Below are 19,525 nucleotides of genomic sequence, written 5' to 3'. Positions count from 1 at the left end.
TCGCCATGCCCACCGCTCCCCTCAAAGTCGTCACCATCGGGGCCGGCTATTTCAGCCGCTTTCACCACGAGGCCTGGGCGCGGATGCCGCGCGTCGACCTCGCCGCCGTCTGCGACCAGGATCGCACCAAGGCCGAGGCCTATGCCGCGGAATTCGGCGTGCCGCGCGTCTATACCGACCCGGCGGCGATGATCGCGGCCGAAAAGCCCGATCTCGTCGACATCATCACCCCGCCAGCGACCCACAAGGCGCTGATCGAAATGACGGCGGCGGCCGGGATCGCGACCGTCTGCCAAAAGGCGTTCTGCCGCTCACTCGACGAGGCGCGGGAGGCGGTGAAGATCGCCGAAGACGCGGGCATCCTTCTCGTCGTCCACGAGAATTTCCGTTTCTCGCCCTGGTTCGTCGAGATCAAGCGGCTGATCGAGGACGGCACGTTCGGCGAGATCTTCGGCCTCTCCTTTCGCCTTCGGCCCGGCGACGGTCAGGGGGCGCGCGCCTATCTCGACCGGCAGCCATATTTTCAGACGATGGACCGCTTTCTCGTCCACGAGACGGCGATCCACTTCATCGACACCTTTCGTTATCTCCTCGGCGAACCGGCCTCCGTCTACGCCGATCTTCGCCGCCTCAACCCGCAGATCGCCGGCGAGGACGCCGGGATCTTCATCCTCGATCACGGCAACGGGGTGCGCGCGCTCTTCGACGGCAACCGCCTGTCCGACCATCCGGCCACCAACCGCCGCCTCACGATGGGAGAGCTCTTCCTCGACGGCTCCCAATGCGCACTCTGGCTCGACGGGTACGGCAACCTCTTCCTGCGCCCGTTCGGCACCAACGAGTGGCTGCCCCATGCCTATGACTGGCAGGAGACCGGATTTGCCGGCGACGCGGTCTATGCGACCGAGGCGCACATCGTCGCCCACATCCTCGACGGCGCGCCGCTCCACAACAGCGCCGCCGATTATCTGACGAACCTTGCGGTCGAGGACGCGATCTACCGGTCGAGCCAGGACGGTGTTCGGGTCGACCTCGCGGGCGCGCGCAGTGGCTAGCGCCCGCGCCCCCGGCATCGAGACGCCGGCGGGCGTCTCACGGCCCGCGCCGGATCGGCACGAAACCGCCCGCACGCGCGCGGAAACCGCCTATGAGGCGATCAAACACCGCGTTCTCGAGAACGCCTTTCCCGCCGGCACCTATGTCCTCGAGCAGGAACTCGCCGACCTTCTCGAAATGAGCCGGACCCCGGTGCGCGAGGCGTTGATCCGCCTCGCGCACGACGGTTTCGTCGAGATCCGCCCGCGTCACGGAATGCGGGTCCTGCCCGTCTCGCCCGACGATATGCGCGAGATCTACGCGATCCTGACGATCCTCGAAGCCGAAGTCGCCGCCGAGATCGCAACGCGCGGCCTCACCGACGCGGAGGCCGCCGCCCTCTGGTACGCCACCAACGAGATGACGCTGGCGCTCGAGGAGGACGATCTCGTCCGCTGGGCGCGCGCCGACGCCGCCTTTCACCGCGATCTCATCATGATGAGCGCGAACCGCCGGCAGCGACAGGTGGTGCTTCAATTCTGGGATCAGAGCCACAGGGTGAGGATGCTGACGCTCAAGCTGCGCCCGAAGCCGTTCGAATCGACCGAGGAGCACATCAAGCTCGTGAAGGCGATGGAAGCGCGCAAGCCCGACCTGGCCCGCGCGCTCCACCGTGCCCATCGCCAGGAGGCGGGGGCGATGCTGGTCCGCATCCTCGCCGAGCACAACCTCACGCAACTTTAGCCCATGACCGGACCCGGCCCGCTCGCCGTCTCTCGAGCCGCCGCCACACCATCCGGCGCGTCGCGGCGCGCGCGGCATGATCGCGGCGCGACACCTTTCCGTTGCATGGCGCCAACCCCCATGCGAAGCCGATCGACATGAGCGAGCCCACCGAAACACCGCCCCGCCGCCCCCGTCCCGGCGCACGCCAGGTCAGCATGGCGGACGTCGCCGAGCGCGCGGGCGTGTCGGCGATCACGGTGTCGCGCGCGCTGCATCACCCGGACCGGGTGAGCGAGCGCACGCGGGCCGCGATCGACGCGGCGATCGCCGAGCTCGGCTATGTGCCGAACCTCCTCGCCGGCGGCCTCGCGAGCACCAACACCCGCATCGTCTCGATGATCGTGCCCTACGTCACGCATGGCGTCTTCGCCGACGCGATCCAGGGCGCGTCCGATGCGTTCGACGATACCGGCTTTTCCGTGCTCCTCGGCAACAGTGGCGGCTCGCCTCAGCGTGAGGAGACCATCGTGCGCAACCTCCTCGGCCACCGGCCCGCCGGCGTCCTCGTCCAGGGCGCGAACCACACCGAGGCGACGCGGCGCATCCTGCAGAACGCGGCGGTTCCGGTCGTCGAGATGGGAACGCTCCCAGCGCGCCCGATCGACATGGCGGTCGGTTATTCGAACCATGAGGCGGCGCGCACCATGACGCGCTTTCTCGCGCTCCGCGGCCGGCGGCGGATCGCCTTCGTCAGCGTGCCGCCGGCCGAGAACGACCGCGCGAACGAGCGCTTGCGCGGCTTCAAGCTCGCGCTTGAGGAGATGGACCTCGCCTTCTTCCCGGAGCTCGTCTTCCACACCCGTTACGGCATTCCGGAGGGACGCGAGGCACTCGCTTATCTCCTCGACCGGCCTGAGCCGCCGGACGCCGTTTTCTGCGCATCGGACCTTTGGGCCTACGGGATGGTGTCGGAATGCGCCCGTCGCGGCATCAAGGTGCCGGACGATATCGCGATCACCGGCTTCAACGACCAGGAGCTCGCCTCCGAGACGGAGCCCGGCATCACCACGATCCGCGTGCCGCGTTACGAGATCGGGCGCGTTGGCGGCGAATTGATCATGAAGCGGATCGAGGGGCTCGCGGCCGACAAGGTCGTCGATCTGGGGTTCAAGCTGATCGAGCGCGGGAGCGCCTGAGGGGAGCCGCCGCCCTCGGCCGGCGCGGCGTTGTCCCGCCCGGCCGGACCCGGCCGAGCGAAGGTTTCGATCCGTGAAGGGGGAGCGGCGCGCCTTTTGGGCGCCGCGCCTCAATGGACGGCGGGCACGCGGATGATGTCGATCAGCTCCTTGGTCACGGCCTTCGTGCCCATGTCGCCGCCGAATTCCATCGGCCGCAGACGGCCGCTGGTAAAGCCCGCCTCGATGGCGTCCTCGACGAGGCGCGCACCATCGCGCAAGGCGTCCGAGCCGCTCTTGTCGGCGAGATAATCGAGCATCAGGCCGCCGGAGAGGATCGCGGCGAGCGGGTTCGCCTTGTCCTGGCCCATGATGTCAGGCGCGGTGCCGTGCGCGGGCTGGAAGAGACCATGCGCGTCACCGATCTCCGCGCAGGCCGCCATGCCCATCCCGCCGACGAGGCCGCCGGCGAGATCCGACAGAATGTCGCCGAACATATTTTCCGTGACCAGAACGTCGAATTCCCACGGCTTGCGGATGAGATCAAGCGCCTGGGCGTCGATATAGTTCGTCGCCGCGTCGATATCGCCGAAATTTTGGGCACGCTCGAAGAAGATTTTGCGGAAGAACGCCATCGAGTGGAAGACGTTCGCCTTGTCGACGCACGTCACCTTGCCCAAACCGCCGCGCTCCTTGCGCCTGCGCGCCAGGTTGAAGGCAAAATCGTGCAGTTTCTCGGACGTCGGGCGGGTGATCTGCAGGATATCCTGCACCACCTCGTCGGTGCGGACGCCCGGCCGGTTATGGGTGGCGGCGGAGAAGAACAGCCCCTCGGTGGATTCGCGCAGGACGATGAGGTCGATCTTGGCCGCGCGCGGATCGGCGAGCCGGCACGGCGTGTTCGGATACGCCTTCACCGGGCGGACCCCGGCATAGAGCTGAAAGCGCTCGCGCAGCCGCAGATGCGGTGCGATCTCCGTCCCGTCGGGATGGCGCACCGCCGGCAACCCGATCGCGCCGACATAGATCGCATCGAGCTCGCCGACCGCCTTGTCGGCCTCCGGCGAGATGTCCTTGCCGGTCTCCTGATAATATCCGGCACCGCAGGCAAACTCCTCGAACTCGAGGTGAAAGCCGCCGATCCGATCCTCGACGGCCGCCAGGACCGCGATCATCGCGTCGGTCACATCGACCCCGATACCGTCGCCCTTTAGCGTCGCGATGCGCAGTGCGTTGGCCACGTCGTCTCTCCTTTTGGGCCGAACGTCAGGCCGGCCGTCCAATGTCGGTGCGAAGGCGGCGCGCCATGCAGCGGTGCGCCGGACTTCGGATGTCCATGTTAGCGTACATCAATTGGAGCGACTTGAGAAAGGCCTAAACCGCGTTCGACCCTACACCGCGACCGGCCGACGATGGCGGGAAAGCTCACACACGTTTCGGCGGGAGGGTGCCGGCAGGCCGGAGGCGCGGACGAGACGGCGATTGCCGCCCCGCCCGGCCGGTCAAGCGTGGCGAAGGCGCGCTTCGGGCGGGAGGAAGACCGTGAGGAGCCCCAGCACCGGCAAAAACGAGCACACGTGATAGACGAAGGCGATCCCCTGCCAGTCCGCCACCATGCCGAGCACCGCCGCGCCGATGCCGCCGAGCCCGAAGGCGAAGCCGAAAAAGAGGCCCGAGATCATGCCGACCCGCCCCGGCACCAGACCCTGCGCATAGACGAGGATCGCGGAGAAAGCCGAGGCGATGATGAGGCCGATGATGACCGTGAGAACGCCGGTCCAGAAGAGGTTCGCGTAAGGCAGCGCCAGCGTGAAAGGCAGCGCCCCGAGGATCGACACCCAGATCACCACCCGCCGCCCGAACCGATCGCCCACCGGCCCGCCGAAGAACGTGCCCCCGGCGACGGCCGCGAGAAACAGGAAGAGCATGAGCTGGGATTGCGCGACGGTGAGGTCGAACGTTTCGATCAGATAGAAGGTGTAGTAGCTCGTGAGGCTCGAGAGATAGATATATTTCGAGAAGATCAGCATCGCGAGAACGGCGACGATCTTGATCACCGTGCGCCGCTTCGGTCCCGAGACCTCCGTCAGCGGCGCTTGGGCCGCCGCCTTGGTCCGGGCAAGGTGATTGGCGCGCGCCCACGTCCCGACATTCCACAGCACCACGATGCCGACGAGGGCGAGCGCGGAGAACCACGCGATGCTCGATTGACCGAACGGCAGAACGATCGCCGCGGCGAGCAGCGGACCGACCGCCGACCCCACATTGCCGCCGACCTGGAAGAGCGACTGCGCGAAACCGAACCGCCCCCCGGACGCCGCTCGCGCAACGCGCGCGGAATCGGGATGGAAGATCGACGAGCCGATGCCGATCGCCATCGCGGCCACGAGAAGCGCCCAATAATGCGTCGCGAAGGCGAGGATCACGAGGCCGGCGAGGCTCGCGCCCATGCCGAACGACGAGAGGCGGAAGAGCGGCCGCTTGTCGGTGTAAATCCCGACAGCAGGCTGCAACAGCGAGGCCGTCACCTGAAAAACGAAGTGGATGATGCCAATTTGCGTGAAGGTCAGCGCGTAGTTTTCTTGCAGAACCGGATAGATCGCCGGGAGAAGCGATTGAATGGTATCGTTCAGAAAATGGCAGAGGCTGAGCGAAACCAGGACCGCGAGGGCCGTCTGGTTGCCGACCGGCGTGGTCGGATTGAGGGAAGTCGTGCTCATCGGATCGCCGCAGTGTTTGTACGCGAACGCTGTCGCACGAGACGGGTGCGTCCGCAAGCCGCATGGCGACCACGTCGCCGCACGGACACGCGCAGCGGGAACGCGAAGGCGTCATTGCGCCTTGTTGCGCCAAAGGGAGGCCAGCGATGAACGACATGACGGGATCCGATGCCGATGCCCACGCCCGCCTCGCCGCACTCGAGGCCGGCACCACGGGCGCCGAGGCGCTCGCTTTCTTCGACAGCCTTCCGCCGGTGTCGGTCGAGGCGATGATCGGCGCCTGGCGCGGGCGCGACCTTCATACCGGCCACCCCTTCGACGGGCTGCTGCCGCGCTTCGGCTGGCACGGCAAGCGTTTCGAGAGCGCCGAGGCGGTGCATCCGCTCGTCTTCGAGCGGCCGGACGGCACGCTCTATAGCGTCACCCCCGCTTCGGCGCCGTTCGCGGCGCTGCGCGATTTCCCGAAAATCGCGAGCCGCCCGCGCGTGCCGAAGATCGTGCGCACCGTCGCCCCGCTGACGGCGACGACGAAGCCGAAGGCGCGCCTGCGCCGCATCGAGCATCGCGGTGTCCTCACCGCGGCGATGATCTACGACGCGCTTCCGATCATCGACATCTTCCGCCGCATCGACGACGACACCGTGCTCGGCCTCATGGACATGCGCGGCGACAAGGGCGCCTATATGTTCGTCCTGACGCGGGAGTGACGCGGCCGGCCGTCGGTCCTCCGCCCCACCGCCCCGCTTTTTATGCGATGACGTGGAAGCCGTTATCGGCATAGACCACCGAGCCCGTCATCGGCCCGCCCGCCCCGCTCGCGAGGAAGGCGGCGATCCGGCCGATCTCCTCGATCGTGACGAGCTGGCCGGCGGGCGTGCGCTTGCGCACTTCGTCCATCATCTCGTCGAAACGGCCGATCCCGGAGGCGGCGCGAGTCTTCACCGGCCCGGCGGAGATCGCGTGCGCGCGGATGCGGTGGGGGGCGAGATCGGCCGCGATATAGCGCACGGTCGATTCAAGCGCGGCCTTCACCGGCCCCATCAGATTATAATTCTCGACCACCCGGTCGGCGCCGTAAAAGCTCACCGTCATCAGGCAGCCGCCATCCGTCATCAGCGGTGCCGCAAGACGGGCCATGCGGATGAAGGAATGGCACGAGACGTCCATCGCGAGGGCGAACCCGTCGGCGGAACAATTGACGACGCTCGTCTGCAGATCCTCCCGCGGCGCGAAGGCGATCGAGTGGAGGAGGAAGTCGAGCTTGCCCCATTCGCTCTCGATCCGCTCGAACACCGCTTCGAGCGAGCCCGGCACCCGCACATCGCACGGCACGACGAGGGACGCCCCGTTCGCCTCCGCGACCGGCCGCACGAAGGGCTCGGCCTTCTCGTTGAGATACGTCACGGCGAGCTCGGCGCCGGCCTGGTGGAAGGCCTCGGCGCAGCCCGCCGCAATGCTGTGCCTGTTCGCGATCCCGACTACGAGGCCGCGCTTGCCGTTGAGGTCGATGATACCCGCCATGCGTTCAGCCTTTCTGGTCGAGAACGGCCATCGCCTCGTCAGCGATCACCTGCTCCTCATCGGTCGCGAGGACGTGGACGCGGACGCGGCTGTCGGCCGTGCTGATCAAGGGTGCGTTCGCCGCGTTCGCCGCCTGGTCGAGCGCGAGCCCCGAGAAGGCGAGACGCTCGCACACGGCGGCGCGCACGGCCGGCTGATTCTCCCCGATGCCCGCGGTGAAGACGAGCGCGTCGAGCCCGCCGATCGTCGTCGCGAGGCGCGCGATCTCGCCCGCGATGCGAAGCGTGAAGATCGCGATCGCCTCCTTCGCCTCCGGTGCGTCGCTTTCGAGGAGGACACGGCTGTCGGCGCTGATGCCGGAGACGCCGAGAAGGCCGGATTTGTGGTAGAGAATGTCCTCGACCGTCTCACGCGCATATCCCATCGCCCCCATCATATGGAGGAGGACGCCGGGATCGAGCGCGCCGCACCGCGTCGCCATCGGAATGCCGTCGAGCGTCGAAAAGCCCATGCTGGAATCGACACTCTTTCCCCCGTCCATCGCACACACGCTCGCCCCGCTGCCGAGATGGGCGGCGACCACCTTGCCGGTCTCCCCCTCCCGCTCGTCGAGCGCGCCGGCGATATATTTGTAGGAGAGGCCGTGAAAGCCGTACCGCTTCACCCCCTCGTCCCACAGCGCGCGCGGCAGCGCGAAGCGGCGGACGATATCGGGGTTGGTCCGATGAAAGGCGGTGTCGAAGGATGCCGTCTGCAGAAGATCCGGCCGGAGCCCGGTGACGGCCCGAATGAGGCGCACGCTTCCCGGCTGGTGCAGCGGCGCGAGCGGCGTCAGCGCGTCGATCGCATCGATCGTCGCGCCGTCGAGGCGGACCGGACCGTGGAACGCGTCGCCGCCATGAACGACGCGGTGGCCGGCGGCGGCAACCCGTCCCATATCGATATGCTTGGCGAGCCAGCCGAACGTCTCGTCCATCACCGCGGCGAGGTCGCTTCCGGCTTCGGCCTCGAGATGGACGTCGAACACCGCCGGCCCCTCGACGACATGAAAGCCGATCGGCTTCGCCCGAAAATCGAGAACGCCCTTCGCGATGCGCCTCGCGTGGCCCCGGCGGGTCTCGAAGAGGCCGATCTTCACCGTGGAGGATCCGGCGTTGAAGGTGAGGAGGAGATCGCCCGCCATCGTCAGATTCCGGCGATCGGCTTCGGCGCGGCGGACAGCTTGGCGAGGGCGGCCGAGCCGATGCGCGCCGTCAACGGATCGGACCGGCTCGTCAGGATGATCGGCACGCGCGCGCCGAGAACGAGACCCGCCGCGGTCGCCCCCGCGAAATAAATGAGCTGCTTGGCCAACATGTTGCCCGCCTCGAGATCCGGCACGAGCAGGATATCCGCCTTCCCCGCCACCGGCGAGACGATCCCCTTGGTGCGCGCGGCGTCGGCGCTGATCGCATTGTCGAAGGCGAGCGGCCCGTCGACGATCGCGCCCGAGATCTGCCCACGCGACGACATCACCGTGAGCGCCGCGGCGTCCAGCGTCGCGGGCATCTTGGGGTTCACCGTCTCGACCGCCGCGAGCACCGCGACGAGCGGCTTTTCGATGCCGAGCGTGTGCAGGAGGTCGACGGCGTTCTGGCAGATGTCACGCTTGTGCTCCAGTGTCGGCTGGATGTTGATCGCCGCGTCGGTGATGATGATCGGCTTGGCATAGGCCGGAACGTCCATCGCGTAGACATGGCTGATGCGTCGCTCGGTCCTGAGGCCGGAGCCCGGCGCGATCACCGCCGCGAGAAGTTCGTCGGTGTGGAGACTGCCTTTGACGAGGGCCGCAACCTCGCCCGCGACCGCCATCTCGACACCGCGCTCGGCGGCGGCATGGCTGTGTGGCACGTCGACGAGGGTGAAGCCCGCGATCGACACCTTCGCGGCCTCCGCCGCCGCCTCGATCTTCGCCTTCGGCCCGACGAGGATCGGCTCCAGCAGCCCCTCATTCTGAACCTCGACGGCGCCGAGGATCGCCGCCGCCGAACACGGATGGACGACGGCCGCCTTCATCGGCGGCCGGCTCTGCGCCTCCTTGACGAACGCCTCATAGCGATCGTGGCGGCGGACGGACACGTCGGGCAGCGTCGTCTGCGGCCACTCGATCGTTTTCTCCGGCGCGATCACCGTCGCGGTGCCGACGAGAACCTCCTCGCCCCGCTGGTTGGAACAGACGGTGTCGAGGAGGACGATGCGCTTGTCGTCCTTCTTCTCCTTGACGGTGACCTTCGCCTCGATCGTATCGCCGGGCGAAACGGGCTTCCTAAAGCGCAAATCCTGGCCGAGATAGATCGTGCCGGGCCCGGGGAGCTTGGTGCCGAGAACGGCCGAGATCAGCGCCGCCGTCCACATCCCGTGTGCGATGACGTGGCCGAACATGTCGGTGGCGGCGAAGGCGGCGTCGAGATGGGCGGGATTGACGTCGCCGGTGACGGTCGCGAAGAGGTCGATATCGTCCCGTCCGACGATCCGCACGATGGAGGCGCTGTCGCCGACCGCGAGTTCGGCGAAGGTGCGGTTCTTCAAAAGCGTCGTCATCGGAGCCTCAGCGTTGGAAGACGTAGGTGCCCGGCGCGGCCTCGAGCGGGGGATAGACCTTCTCGCGCGCCCCCATCGACGGCGGTGCGACCGGCTCGGCGGAGGAGTGTTCGCGCAGCCACGCGCTCCACTCCAGCCACCATGACCCCTCATGGAGCGGCGCCGACGCCCTCCACTCGTCCGCGCCGAGACACGGATCGGTGAAGGCCTTGAACGCCTTGCGATAATGGCGATGCCGGTGGCCGGGCTCGGAGACGATCCCCGCATTGTGCCCACCGCTGGTGAGGACGAAGGTCACGTCCGTGTCGGTCAGATAGTGGATCTTGTAGACCGAATGCCACGGCGCGACGTGGTCGCGCTCGGTGCCGACGACGAACATCGGGGCCTTGATGTTCTGGAGGGCGACCGGCCGCCCGTCGATCACGAGCCGCCCGGCCGCGAGATCATTGTCGAGATAGAGGCGCTGGAGATATTCGGCGTGCATCCGGTAGGGCATGCGCGTGGAATCGGCGTTCCACGCCATGAGGTCGATCATCGGTGTCCGCTCGCCCATCATGTAATCGTGGACGAGGCGGGACCAGACGAGGTCGTTGGAGCGCAGGAGCTGAAAGGCGCCCGCCATCTGATCGGCGGACAGATAGCCCCGGTTCCACATCATGCTTTCCAGATAGTGCATCTGGCTGGGATCGATGAAGAGGGCGAGCTCGCCGGGCTCGGAAAAGTCGGTCTGCGCGGCGAGCAGCGTGACGCTCGCGAAGCGGTGATCCCCGGCGCGCGCCATCGCCCCCGCGGCGATCGACAGGAGCGTGCCGCCGAGACAATAGCCGGCGGCGTGGACCTTGGTGTCCGGGACGATGGCCGACACCGCGTCGAGCGCGTCCATCACCCCCATGCGGCGGTAATCTTCGAGCGTGAGGTCGTGGTCGGCCGCGGTCGGATTGCGCCAGGAGATGCAGAAGACCGTGTGCCCCTCGCCGACGAGATAGCGCACGAGCGAATTCTCGGGCGACAGGTCGAGGATATAATATTTCATGATCCAGGCCGGCACGATGAGGACGGGCTCGGCGCAAACCGTCTCGGTCGTCGGGCTATATTGGATCAGCTCGATAAGGTGGTTGCGGTAGACGACCCTGCCCTCGGTGAGCGCGACCGCCTCGCCGGGCTTGAAGCGCTCCGTCCCCGCCTCCGGCCGGCCGGTCATGTGGCGGGTGACGTCGTCGCACCAGTTCTTGAACCCGTTGACGAAATTCTGGCCGCCGGTCTCGATCGTCTTCGCGATCACCTCCGGGTTGGTGAACGGGTTGTTGGAGGGGGCGAAGACGTCGAGGAGCTGCCGCATCGTGAACGACACGACGTCCTCATGGTGCGGTGCGACACCCGGAACCTTGTGCGTGACCCCGTGCCACCATTGCTGATTGAGGAGAAAGGCCTGCGACCATAGCGCGAACGGTTGTGCGGCCCACATGTCGCCGGAGAAACGGCGGTCCCCCGGCAGCGGCTCGATGCATGGGGGCGTATCGTGCTGGGCCATCGCCGACGCGGTGTAAGTGAGCAGCCTTGCCGATTTGCGCGCCGCCTTGTGCGCCAGCTCGAGGCGCTTGCCGGGCGCCATCGCGAGATGGAGCGACCAGTCATAGAAGGCGAGCGCGAGCGCGGCCGGGGAGAGGCCGCCCGTCACCTGTGCGCTCAGCGCCTCGCGCATGCGGTCGATGGCGCGATAGGCCTCGCCTCCGCCCTCGTCCGGGTCGACATTCAACGGCGGACGTGGCGCCTCGCCCTTCGGTGGTGTCCTTGCATCCATGCTTCAGCCCCTGCTCGGTCGAACGCCCGGCTCTGTCCGCATACGCGATGGGCCGCGCGGTCGGCCATGGCATCGATCAACACGGAGGAAGACGGCGCTCGCGCCGCGTGGATCCTGACGGGGCACGGCCTTCATTGGCCGCATCCGAGCGGCCCCGACCTGCAAAGGCCGCATCCGAGCGGCCCGGCGCCGCGCCTTCGCGCGGGGCGCGCCACGCGCGCGAGCGGGTCCGACGACGATCACGGGAAGTGCCTCACTCAATTGCCGCAGCGCACACAAACAATGTGCATCGCCGCATCCCCGATCGCAAGACGGCGGCCCGCGCAACGCCGCCGCATCACCCGCCTCCGGCCGCAAAATTCTCGCTTTTTCCTGGCACATGGCGCCGCCACCATGAGGGCGCTCGGCGGTCCGCCGATCACCTCTGGCCAAAGCCGGCGATCTTGCGCATGACTGGCCGGTTCGATCGCGAAGGAGTCGCATTCGTTTTGGCCCCGTCCTCCGCAAGCGCCCACCCGTGGCGCGCGGCGCTCGCCGTCTATCTGACGCGGCGCCAGCTCGTCATCTTCATGATGGGCTTTTCGAGCGGTCTGCCGCTCCTTCTCGGCTTCTCGACGCTGTCCTTCTGGCTGCGCGAGGCTGATATCGGGCTCGCCGCGATCGGCGGGCTCCTCACCGTGTCGACGCCGTACAGTCTCAAATTCTTATGGGCGCCGATCCTCGATCATGTGCGCCTGCCGTTCCTCACGCGCTGGCTCGGACTGCGGCGCGGCTGGCTTCTCGCGATCCAGGTCCTTCTCGTGGTGTCGATCGCGGCGGTGGGGCAAGCCGATCCGGTGACGTCGCTCGGCCTCCTCGCCCTCGCCGCGCTCGTCATGGCGTTCCTGTCGGCGACGCAGGACATCGTGATCGACGCCTATCGCATCGAGATCCTCAGCGAGCGCGAGCAAGGGGCGGGTGCGGCGATGACGCAGGCCGGCTACCGGATCGGCATGCTGATTTCGGGTGCCGGCGCCCTCGCCCTCGCCGATTTCATCGGATGGGGGACGGTCTATCTCATCATGGCGGGGTTCGTCTCGGTCGGCATGATCGCGACCTTCATCGCCGACGAGCCGGAAAACCACCGGCCCGCCCCGCCCGAAAAGCCGCTCGCCTGGCTCGCCCACGCGACGCTCGACCCGTTGAAGGATTTCGCCGGGCGGCGCGGCTGGGTCCTGATCCTCGCCTTCGTGCTTCTCTATAAATACGGCGACGCGCTGGCCGGGGCGATGTCCAATCCGTTCTTCGTCGATCTCGGCTTTTCCGGGGTCGAGATCGCGAGCGTCACGAATATTTTCGGCGTGGTGATGACGATGATCGGCGTCTTCGTCGGCGGTGCGCTGGTCGCGCGGATCGGCATTTTGCGCGCGCTCGCGGTGGGCGGCGTCCTTCAGGCGGTCACCAACCTCACCTTCGCCTGGCTTGCGACGCGTGGGCACGATCTCGGCGCGCTCACCATCGCCGTCGGGACCGACAGCTTCACCGGCGGGCTCGGATCGGCCGCCTTCGTCGCCTACCTCTCCTCGTTGTGCAATCTCGCTTTCACGGCGACGCAATATGCGCTCTTGTCGTCATTGATGGCGTTCGGCCGGACAATGCTCGCCGCCTCCTCCGGCTGGTTCGCCCAGTCGCTCGGCTGGCCGACTTTCTTCGTGGCGACGACCTTCCTCGCAGTCCCGGCCCTCCTCCTCCTCTGGTTCGTCTACCGGCTCTATCCCGAAGCCGGCCGCGCCGACCGCGATCCCGATGAAGGCGAACCCGACACCGGAGGGGACGTGGCCACCACCCAGCAACCCGCGAGGCCCTGACGCCGGCCCGGTGGAGACGTGGCCACCCCGGCGAGCCGCGAGGCGGTGCCACCGGCCCCGGTGGGGATGCGGACCCGATGAACCCACGAGGCCTCAGAACCGGTCGCGACCGGCGCGGCGATTACAACTGGAGCGCCGCGCCACCCCGTCCCGATCCGCCGAACGTCCCTACTCGGCGGCCTCGGCCGTTCCCTCAAGACTCACATTGTCTTCGCTGACGATCCAGAACAGGCTCAGGATGTCGAAATTGTCGGCCGGCGGATCGTCGACCAGCGCGGAACGGGTGACGATCACGAGGTCGAGAAGAGCGTTGTAGACCGAAGGGAAGAAGGCCGGATCGTAGGCCTCCGCGAACGGGTGGCCGACGCGTGAGGCGAAATCCACCTCGACGGCGGGCTTCAGGAAAATATGGAAATCCGGCGCCCAGAGGAACGGAAGATAGGTCGCGACGCTCCATGTCGCGCATCCCTCCCCCTTGAGGCTTTCGGCGAGGCGATGGAGCGTCGGAATGCCGGGATCGACGGTGAAGCGGGCCGCGGCGCGAAGGAATTCGTCCCCCCGCGGGCCGCGCAGAAGGGCGCCGACTGCGGTGAGCTCCTCCGTCGCGAGAAGGTTCGTCGCGGTGAAGGCGTTGAACGCCGATGGCGCCAGGCCCCGCGCATCGACCGCCTGGCGAAGGGGGGCGACGAGTTCGAGACGCGCCTTCGCCCGCAGCTTGGTATCGCGCCCGACCGCTTGATAATATGGACCTGCGAAGCCACCGGGGAGCTTGCGCCGCAGCGTTGCCCGCATCCCGTCCCAGCCCGTGATCGGGCCGGCATGGCGGGCCGCTTCGTCGATTAGCTGACGCCAGATCACCTCGCGATCCGTCCCGTAGAGGCGAGCGACCTCCTCGCCGTCGCGAACGACGAGTCCCGTGTACGACGTCCCATCCGTCAACAAACGGATGGAGCGGGCTCCATCAAGATCCCGCCGGCCCAGATCACGCCACATCCCGTCCCCCGAATTTGCAATCGAAGATCCCGTATCTCGACCCGTATACACCTATAAATTGCACATCGCAACGGTGTATATCGGAGCGCGGGATCGACAGTGCGCAGCAGAAAACGGGCTGCCTCTTCATCCACTCTGAGAGGGCGAAAAGACCCGGAAATAGCGCCTACTTCGAGCCACTCACGGGAGTGCGGTCGGCGGCCGGCGTGGGTCCCGGCCGGACGGTCTCGACGGTCGCCCCCGCTTCAACCGCCTGGGACAGGGCGGCGGCGACGGCGGGTGACGCAAGCGGAAATTGTGGCGCCGCGACATGCGGGGGTGTCCATGCCGGGGCACGGATGGCCGTGCCCTCCCCGCACGGCTCAAAGGCCGATATAGCGGCTCGTACGCTCGTGATCGGCGTCGAGCTCGGCGCTCGTCCCGGTCCAGACCGTGCGGCCCTTCTCGATGATGAAATGGGCGCTCGCCAGCGATTTTACCGCGCTGAGATTCTTGTCGATCAGCAAAATCGACTGCCCCTCCGCCTTGAGCCGCTCGATGCACGCCCAGATCTCGGCGCGGATCAGCGGGGCGAGACCCTCCGTCGCCTCGTCGAGGATGAGAAGGCGCGGGTTCGTCATCAAGGCGCGGCCGATCGCGAGCATTTGCTGCTCGCCGCCCGAAAGCGTGCCCGCCCGCTGATGGAACCGCTCCCCGAGGCGGGGGAACAAGGCGGCGACCCGATCGAGCGTCCACGGATCGGACCGGCCGAGCCGGTTCGCGGACGTTGCCACGAGGTTTTCCCGCACCGTCAGCGTGCGGAAGACGCGCCGGCCTTCCGGCACGAGGCCGATGCCGAGCCGCGCGACCTTTTCGGGCGCTGCGCGGGTGATCTCGTCCCCGTCGAAGCGCACCGTGCCGCCGGTCGGCCGCACGAGGCCCATGATCGAGCGCACCGTCGTCGTCTTGCCCATGCCGTTGCGGCCCATCAGCGTGACGAGCTCGCCTTCGGCGACGGAGAGGTTGATATCGAAGAGGACGCGGCTCTTGCCGTAACCCGCCTCGAGGCCGGTGACGATCAGCATCAGGCGTCTTCCTCGCCGAGATAGGCGCGTTGCACCTCAGGATCGGCGCGGATCTCGTCCACCGTCCCGTGCGCGATGATCCGGCCATAGACGAGCACGGAGATCCGGTCCGCGAGATTGAAGACGGCGTCCATGTCGTGCTCGACGAGGAGGATTCCGTGGGCCTCGCGAAGGGTCGACAGCGTCTCGATCATCTCCTGGCTTTCACTGGCGCCGAGACCGGCCATCGGCTCGTCGAGAAGGAGGAGGCGCGGCTTCGTCGCCCGCGCGACGACGAGTTCGAGCTGCTTGCGCTCCCCGTGCGACAGGTCGGACACGACGATATCGCCGCGATGGGCGAGCCCCGTCCCGGCGAGGAAGCCCTCCGCCTCCGCAAAAAGGTCCCTCCGCCCGCGCGGCGAATCTGAGATCCGATAGGTCCGATGATGGCGGATCTGGACGGCGACGGTGACATTGTCGAGGACGGTCACGTCGTTGAGGAGGGAGGGCACCTGGAAGGCTCGGGCGAGACCCATCTTGGCCCGCTGCGGGGCCGAGTGGCCGCTGATATCGAGCCCGTCGAGCAGAATACGGCCCTCGTCCTGGCGCATCTCGCCGCAGATCTGGTTGATGAGCGTCGACTTGCCCGCCCCGTTCGGCCCGATCAGCGCGTGGATCTCGCCGTCCGCGAGGTCGAAATCGACATGGTCGGTCGCGGTGAGGCCGCCAAAGCGCTTGACGAGCCCCTCCACCTTGAGGACCGGCGCGCTCATGAGCGGTTCCCCCGCACGAGATTGACGATCGCCATCAGCCCGCCCCGCGCCTGCAACACCACGACGAGGAGGACGAGGCCGAGGATCAGCGGCCAGTTCTCCGTCCAGGCGTTCAACACGTCCTCCAGAATGAGAAGAACGGCGGCGCCGAGGAACGGCCCCGTCACGGTGCCGACACCGCCGAGGATCACCATGATCATGAGCTGGCCCGACGTGTGCCAGGCGAGAAGGTCGGGGCTCGTGAAGCGCATCACGTTGGCGAGCATCGCCCCCGCGATCCCGGTTCCGATGCCGGAGAGGATGAACGCGATCAGCCGATAGCGATAGGCCTCGATGCCGAGCGCCGCCATCCGCCGCTCGTTCTGCCGCAACCCGCTGACGATGGTGCCGAAGGAGGACATCGTGAGGCGGCGATAGATGACGAAGAAGAGCGCCGTGATCGCGAGCGTGACCCAATAGAGCGTCGCCCGGTCGCGCATATTGAGGCCGAAGAGCTCGTTGGTGCGGCGGATGATGAGCCCGTCCTCCCCGCCATAGGCCGAGAGGCCGGAGAAGAAGAAGAACAGCATCTGCGCGAAGGCGAGCGTGATCATGATGAATTGCACGCCGCCGGTCCGCAGCGACAGCGCTCCGATCGCCGCCGCCGCGATGCCGGTGACGAGGATCGTCGCCGGCAGCGTGACGAGGAGCTGATTGGTCCCCGGAATGAAGCCGAAGAGCAGCGTCTCGTCCGCGTAGGTCTGATAGAGGATGCCGACGACATAGCCGCCGAGGCCGAAAAAGGCGGCGTGGCCGAAGCTGACGAGCCCGCCATAGCCGAGCGCGAAATTGAGGCTCGCCGCCGCCATGCCGTAGATGAGGATGCGCGTCGCCATCGAGATCCAGGCTGTGCTGCCGGCCGCGTCCGCGATGATGGGAACGGCGACGAGGGCGAGAAGGCCGATGACGGCCGCGAGCGTCTTCAAAGCGTTCGATCGGTCCATGGTCAGTGCGCCGCCGGAAAGAGGCCCTGGGGGCGGATGAGAAGGACGATCGCCATCAGAAGATAGATGCCCATCGCGGCGATGCCCGCGCCGAGCGCATCGGCATCGGGCCCCGCCATCACGAGCCGCAGGATGCCCGGCAGGAAGGCGCGCAGGCACGTATCGAGGACGCCGAGAATGAGGCCGGCGACGAACGCGCCGCGGATCGAGCCCACCCCGCCGATCACCACGACGACGAAGGTGGTGAGAAGGATCTGCTCGCCCATCCCGACCTGCACCGCGAAGATCGGCCCCGCGAGATAGCCCGCGAGCCCGGCGAGCAGCGCGCCGAAGCCGAAGATCACCGTATAGAGAAGGCGCACATTGACGCCGAGCGCGCGCACCATCTCCCGATCGGTGGCGCCGGCGCGCACGAGCATTCCGATCCGCGTCTTGGTGATGAGGAAATAGAGCCCGACCGCGACGCCGAGGCCCGCGGCGATGATGAGGAGCCGATAGGGCGGATATTGAAGGCCCGGCAGAAGCTGGATCGATTCCTGCAGCCCCTCCGGCATCGCGACGAAGAAAGGCTGGCGGCCGAAGATCATGATGACGAGCTGGTTGAAGATCAAAATCAGCGCGAAGGTCGCGAGCACCTGTTCGAGGTGGTCCCGGTCATAGAGGCGGCGGACGACAATCACCTCGATGAGGACTCCGGTCAGCGCAGCGGCGAGGAGGCCGGCCGGCAGGCCGAGCCAGAAGGAGCCGGTCTCCTGCGCGAACCACGTCCCGGCATAGGCGCCCACCATGTAGAGCGAGCCGTGGGCGAGGTTGATCACCTGCATGATCCCGAAGATCAGGGTGAGGCCGGCCGCGAGCAGGAACAGCATGACGCCATACTGCACACCGTTCAGAATCTGTTCGAAGATGAGGAGCACGGCGTCCGATCTTTTGTCCTGAGCAGTCTAGCTGCTCGCCCCGTCCGAAGCCCGCGGGAGGCCGTCCGCCGCGCGGAGGACGCCACATCCCGCCACGACGTGCGGAGCGGCCGGACGCCGCCCCGCACCCGTCGTCATGTTACATCTTGCACTCGTCGACATAGACGTCGCTGACATGCTCGGCGACGATCCCGTCGGTCCGCAATTTCGGACCATTTTCGCCCTCGACCACCGTCATCGCGTACCAGTTCTGGATCGGCTGGTGGTTCTTGTCGAAGGCGAAGTCGCCGCGGACGCTCTCGAAATCGGCGCTCCGAACGCCCTCGCGGAACGTGTCCGCATCGTCCATATCGCCGCCATTGGCCGCAAGACCGGCGCCGATCACATGCGCCGTGTCGTAGCCCTGGCTCGCATACGTGGTGATCGGGCGGTCGCCATATCTCTCCCTCCAGGCGGCGACGAAGGTCTGGCTCGCTTCGTTGTCGAAATCCTCGTTCCAGTGGGAGCCGACGCGCAGGCCGAGCGCGGCATCGCCCACGGCGTTGAGGATCACGGCATCGCCCGTCGGCTCGCCGAGGACCAGCGGGATCTCGCCGAGAAGGCCGGCCTGCTGATACTGACGCAGGAAGGCGATGCCCGCGCCGCCGGGGAAGAACTGGTAGACGACTTCCGGATTCGCCGCCCGGATCTGGGCGAGTTCGGCGGAGAACTCGTTCTGCTCGATCGGCGTGTAGATCTCGCCGACGACCTCGCCGGAGAAGCGGCGCTTGAAGCCGGTCAGCGCGTCCTTGCCGGCCTGATAATTGGCGGCGAGCAGGAAGGCGGAGCCGTAACCCTCGTTCTCGGCGACGAAGCCGGCCGCCTCGTGCAGCGCATCGTTCTGCCAGGCGACGGAGAAGAAGTTCTGGTCGCATTCCGCGCCGGCAAGGTTCGAAGGCGCGGCGTTGGGGCTGATATAGAACGCATCGGCATCGAGAACGTCCGGCGCGACGGCGTTCAGGATGTTGGAGAAGATGATGCCGGTCATGATCTTGATGTCTTCATCGAAGACCATGCCTTCGGCGATCTGGCGCGCCTGGCCGGGGTTGCGGTTGTCGTCCTCGACGACGACCTCGACGGGAACGCCGCCGAGCTTGCCCTCGCCGAGCTCGACCGCGAGGTTGAAGCCGTCGCGCACGTCCTGACCGAGATAGCCCGCCGGACCGGACAGGGTCGTCACCATGCCGATCTTGACCGGATCCTGCGCCTGCGCGCCCGGAATGGCGCAGGCGGAGGCGAGAAGCCCCGCGAGAAGAAGTGATCTAGCGTTCATCGATGCGTCCCTTGCTGCGTTTTCGATTTCGTTCGGTGCATAACCGTCAGTGCGTGCATGACGCGTGCGGCGCCCCGGAAAGGGCAGCGGCCCTTGCCG

17 protein-coding genes are annotated in these 19,525 nt (G+C 67.2%); 5 read left to right on the top strand and 12 right to left on the bottom strand.

What is annotated here, in order from left to right; genetic code table 11:
• The first annotated feature begins 5 nt into the window (after positions 1–5).
• The 3 genes from L1787_RS25390 (at position 6) to L1787_RS25380 (ending at position 2,957) form a co-directional block, all read left to right on the top strand.
• On the top strand, positions 6–1,055 hold the full coding sequence (locus L1787_RS25390; RefSeq protein WP_235711888.1) for a Gfo/Idh/MocA family protein: 1,050 nt from the start codon (positions 6–8) through the stop codon (positions 1,053–1,055).
• The gene (locus L1787_RS25385) at positions 1,048–1,779 is read left to right on the top strand and encodes a GntR family transcriptional regulator (protein ID WP_235711887.1); all 732 of its coding nucleotides are present in this window, start codon (positions 1,048–1,050) and stop codon (positions 1,777–1,779) included. The genes L1787_RS25390 and L1787_RS25385 overlap by 8 nt, the downstream gene beginning before the upstream one ends.
• Before the next feature lie 137 nt (positions 1,780–1,916).
• Positions 1,917–2,957, top strand: a complete 1,041-nt coding sequence (locus L1787_RS25380) for a LacI family DNA-binding transcriptional regulator (RefSeq protein ID WP_235711886.1) — start codon at positions 1,917–1,919, stop codon at positions 2,955–2,957.
• 110 nt (positions 2,958–3,067) lie between these two features.
• On the opposite strand, the gene L1787_RS25375 is transcribed toward L1787_RS25380, so the two are convergent.
• Positions 3,068–4,177 carry an isocitrate/isopropylmalate dehydrogenase family protein gene (locus L1787_RS25375; RefSeq protein WP_235711885.1) on the bottom strand — a complete coding sequence of 370 codons (1,110 nt, stop codon included), beginning with the start codon at positions 4,175–4,177 and terminating at the stop codon, positions 3,068–3,070.
• A gap of 261 nt (positions 4,178–4,438) precedes the next feature.
• Entirely contained in the window at positions 4,439–5,656 is a 1,218-nt protein-coding gene (locus L1787_RS25370) for an MFS transporter (RefSeq protein ID WP_235711884.1), read from the bottom strand.
• A 146-nt stretch (positions 5,657–5,802) separates the two neighbouring features.
• Between L1787_RS25370 and L1787_RS25365 the strand changes: the two genes are divergently transcribed.
• Positions 5,803–6,363 (top strand): DUF4334 domain-containing protein, encoded by a 561-nt coding sequence (locus tag L1787_RS25365; RefSeq protein WP_235711883.1) that lies wholly within the window; start codon positions 5,803–5,805, stop codon positions 6,361–6,363.
• A gap of 40 nt (positions 6,364–6,403) precedes the next feature.
• Here the strand turns inward: L1787_RS25365 and fabI are convergent, their stop codons facing one another.
• From fabI to L1787_RS25345, 4 genes are read right to left on the bottom strand one after another with little or no spacing between them, the layout of a single operon-like run.
• Positions 6,404–7,177 carry an enoyl-ACP reductase FabI gene (fabI, locus tag L1787_RS25360; protein WP_235711882.1) on the bottom strand — a complete coding sequence of 258 codons (774 nt, stop codon included), beginning with the start codon at positions 7,175–7,177 and terminating at the stop codon, positions 6,404–6,406.
• Positions 7,178–7,181: 4 nt separating this feature from the next.
• Entirely contained in the window at positions 7,182–8,360 is a 1,179-nt protein-coding gene (locus L1787_RS25355) for an acetate/propionate family kinase (RefSeq protein WP_235711881.1), read from the bottom strand.
• A 2-nt stretch (positions 8,361–8,362) separates the two neighbouring features.
• On the bottom strand, positions 8,363–9,757 hold the full coding sequence (locus L1787_RS25350) for a bifunctional enoyl-CoA hydratase/phosphate acetyltransferase (protein WP_235711880.1): 1,395 nt from the start codon (positions 9,755–9,757) through the stop codon (positions 8,363–8,365).
• 7 nt (positions 9,758–9,764) lie between these two features.
• Positions 9,765–11,558 carry a PHA/PHB synthase family protein gene (locus tag L1787_RS25345; RefSeq protein ID WP_439648319.1) on the bottom strand — a complete coding sequence of 598 codons (1,794 nt, stop codon included), beginning with the start codon at positions 11,556–11,558 and terminating at the stop codon, positions 9,765–9,767.
• Between the two features lie 488 nt (positions 11,559–12,046).
• On the opposite strand from L1787_RS25345, the gene L1787_RS25340 reads away from it, so the two are divergent.
• The gene (locus tag L1787_RS25340; protein WP_235711879.1) at positions 12,047–13,405 is read left to right on the top strand and encodes an AmpG family muropeptide MFS transporter; all 1,359 of its coding nucleotides are present in this window, start codon (positions 12,047–12,049) and stop codon (positions 13,403–13,405) included.
• 168 nt (positions 13,406–13,573) lie between these two features.
• On the opposite strand, the gene L1787_RS25335 is transcribed toward L1787_RS25340, so the two are convergent.
• From L1787_RS25335 to L1787_RS25310, 6 genes are all read right to left on the bottom strand, one after another.
• Positions 13,574–14,398, bottom strand: coding sequence for a hypothetical protein (locus tag L1787_RS25335; protein WP_235711878.1), 825 nt, complete (start codon positions 14,396–14,398; stop codon positions 13,574–13,576).
• A 362-nt stretch (positions 14,399–14,760) separates the two neighbouring features.
• A complete protein-coding gene (locus L1787_RS25330) occupies positions 14,761–15,462 on the bottom strand; it encodes an ABC transporter ATP-binding protein (RefSeq protein ID WP_235711877.1) in 702 nt (233 codons plus the stop codon).
• Entirely contained in the window at positions 15,462–16,214 is a 753-nt protein-coding gene (locus L1787_RS25325; protein ID WP_235711876.1) for an ABC transporter ATP-binding protein, read from the bottom strand. Before L1787_RS25325 ends, L1787_RS25330 begins: the two co-directional genes overlap by 1 nt.
• On the bottom strand, positions 16,211–17,197 hold the full coding sequence (locus L1787_RS25320) for a branched-chain amino acid ABC transporter permease (protein WP_235711875.1): 987 nt from the start codon (positions 17,195–17,197) through the stop codon (positions 16,211–16,213). The genes L1787_RS25325 and L1787_RS25320 overlap by 4 nt, the downstream gene beginning before the upstream one ends.
• A gap of 2 nt (positions 17,198–17,199) precedes the next feature.
• Positions 17,200–18,114 (bottom strand): branched-chain amino acid ABC transporter permease, encoded by a 915-nt coding sequence (locus L1787_RS25315; protein ID WP_235711874.1) that lies wholly within the window; start codon positions 18,112–18,114, stop codon positions 17,200–17,202.
• A gap of 139 nt (positions 18,115–18,253) precedes the next feature.
• The gene (locus L1787_RS25310; protein WP_235711873.1) at positions 18,254–19,426 is read right to left on the bottom strand and encodes an ABC transporter substrate-binding protein; all 1,173 of its coding nucleotides are present in this window, start codon (positions 19,424–19,426) and stop codon (positions 18,254–18,256) included.
• Positions 19,427–19,525: the final 99 nt, after the last annotated feature.

Origin of the sequence: Acuticoccus kalidii, from assembly GCF_021556395.1 — a bacterium.
Taxonomy (GTDB): Bacteria; Pseudomonadota; Alphaproteobacteria; order Rhizobiales; family Amorphaceae; genus Acuticoccus; species Acuticoccus kalidii.
The sequence above is the reverse complement of the archived record's forward strand: the minus strand, read 5'-3'. Positions and strand labels throughout refer to the sequence as shown.

Excerpts from the sequence above, each read along its gene's own strand:
- L1787_RS25350 (WP_235711880.1), bottom strand. The coding sequence starts at position 9,757 with ATGACGACGCTTTTGAAGAACCGCACCTTCGCCGAACTCGCGGTCGGC.
- L1787_RS25380 (WP_235711886.1), top strand. The coding sequence starts at position 1,917 with ATGAGCGAGCCCACCGAAACACCGCCCCGCCGCCCCCGTCCCGGCGCA.
- L1787_RS25345 (WP_439648319.1), bottom strand. The coding sequence starts at position 11,558 with ATGGATGCAAGGACACCACCGAAGGGCGAGGCGCCACGTCCGCCGTTG.
- L1787_RS25390 (WP_235711888.1), top strand. The coding sequence starts at position 6 with ATGCCCACCGCTCCCCTCAAAGTCGTCACCATCGGGGCCGGCTATTTC.
- L1787_RS25355 (WP_235711881.1), bottom strand. The coding sequence starts at position 8,360 with ATGGCGGGCGATCTCCTCCTCACCTTCAACGCCGGATCCTCCACGGTG.
- L1787_RS25365 (WP_235711883.1), top strand. The coding sequence starts at position 5,803 with ATGAACGACATGACGGGATCCGATGCCGATGCCCACGCCCGCCTCGCC.
- L1787_RS25325 (WP_235711876.1), bottom strand. The coding sequence starts at position 16,214 with ATGAGCGCGCCGGTCCTCAAGGTGGAGGGGCTCGTCAAGCGCTTTGGC.
- fabI (WP_235711882.1), bottom strand. The coding sequence starts at position 7,177 with ATGGCGGGTATCATCGACCTCAACGGCAAGCGCGGCCTCGTAGTCGGG.
- L1787_RS25330 (WP_235711877.1), bottom strand. The coding sequence starts at position 15,462 with ATGCTGATCGTCACCGGCCTCGAGGCGGGTTACGGCAAGAGCCGCGTC.
- L1787_RS25310 (WP_235711873.1), bottom strand. The coding sequence starts at position 19,426 with ATGAACGCTAGATCACTTCTTCTCGCGGGGCTTCTCGCCTCCGCCTGC.
- L1787_RS25335 (WP_235711878.1), bottom strand. The coding sequence starts at position 14,398 with ATGTGGCGTGATCTGGGCCGGCGGGATCTTGATGGAGCCCGCTCCATC.
- L1787_RS25370 (WP_235711884.1), bottom strand. The coding sequence starts at position 5,656 with ATGAGCACGACTTCCCTCAATCCGACCACGCCGGTCGGCAACCAGACG.
- L1787_RS25320 (WP_235711875.1), bottom strand. The coding sequence starts at position 17,197 with ATGGACCGATCGAACGCTTTGAAGACGCTCGCGGCCGTCATCGGCCTT.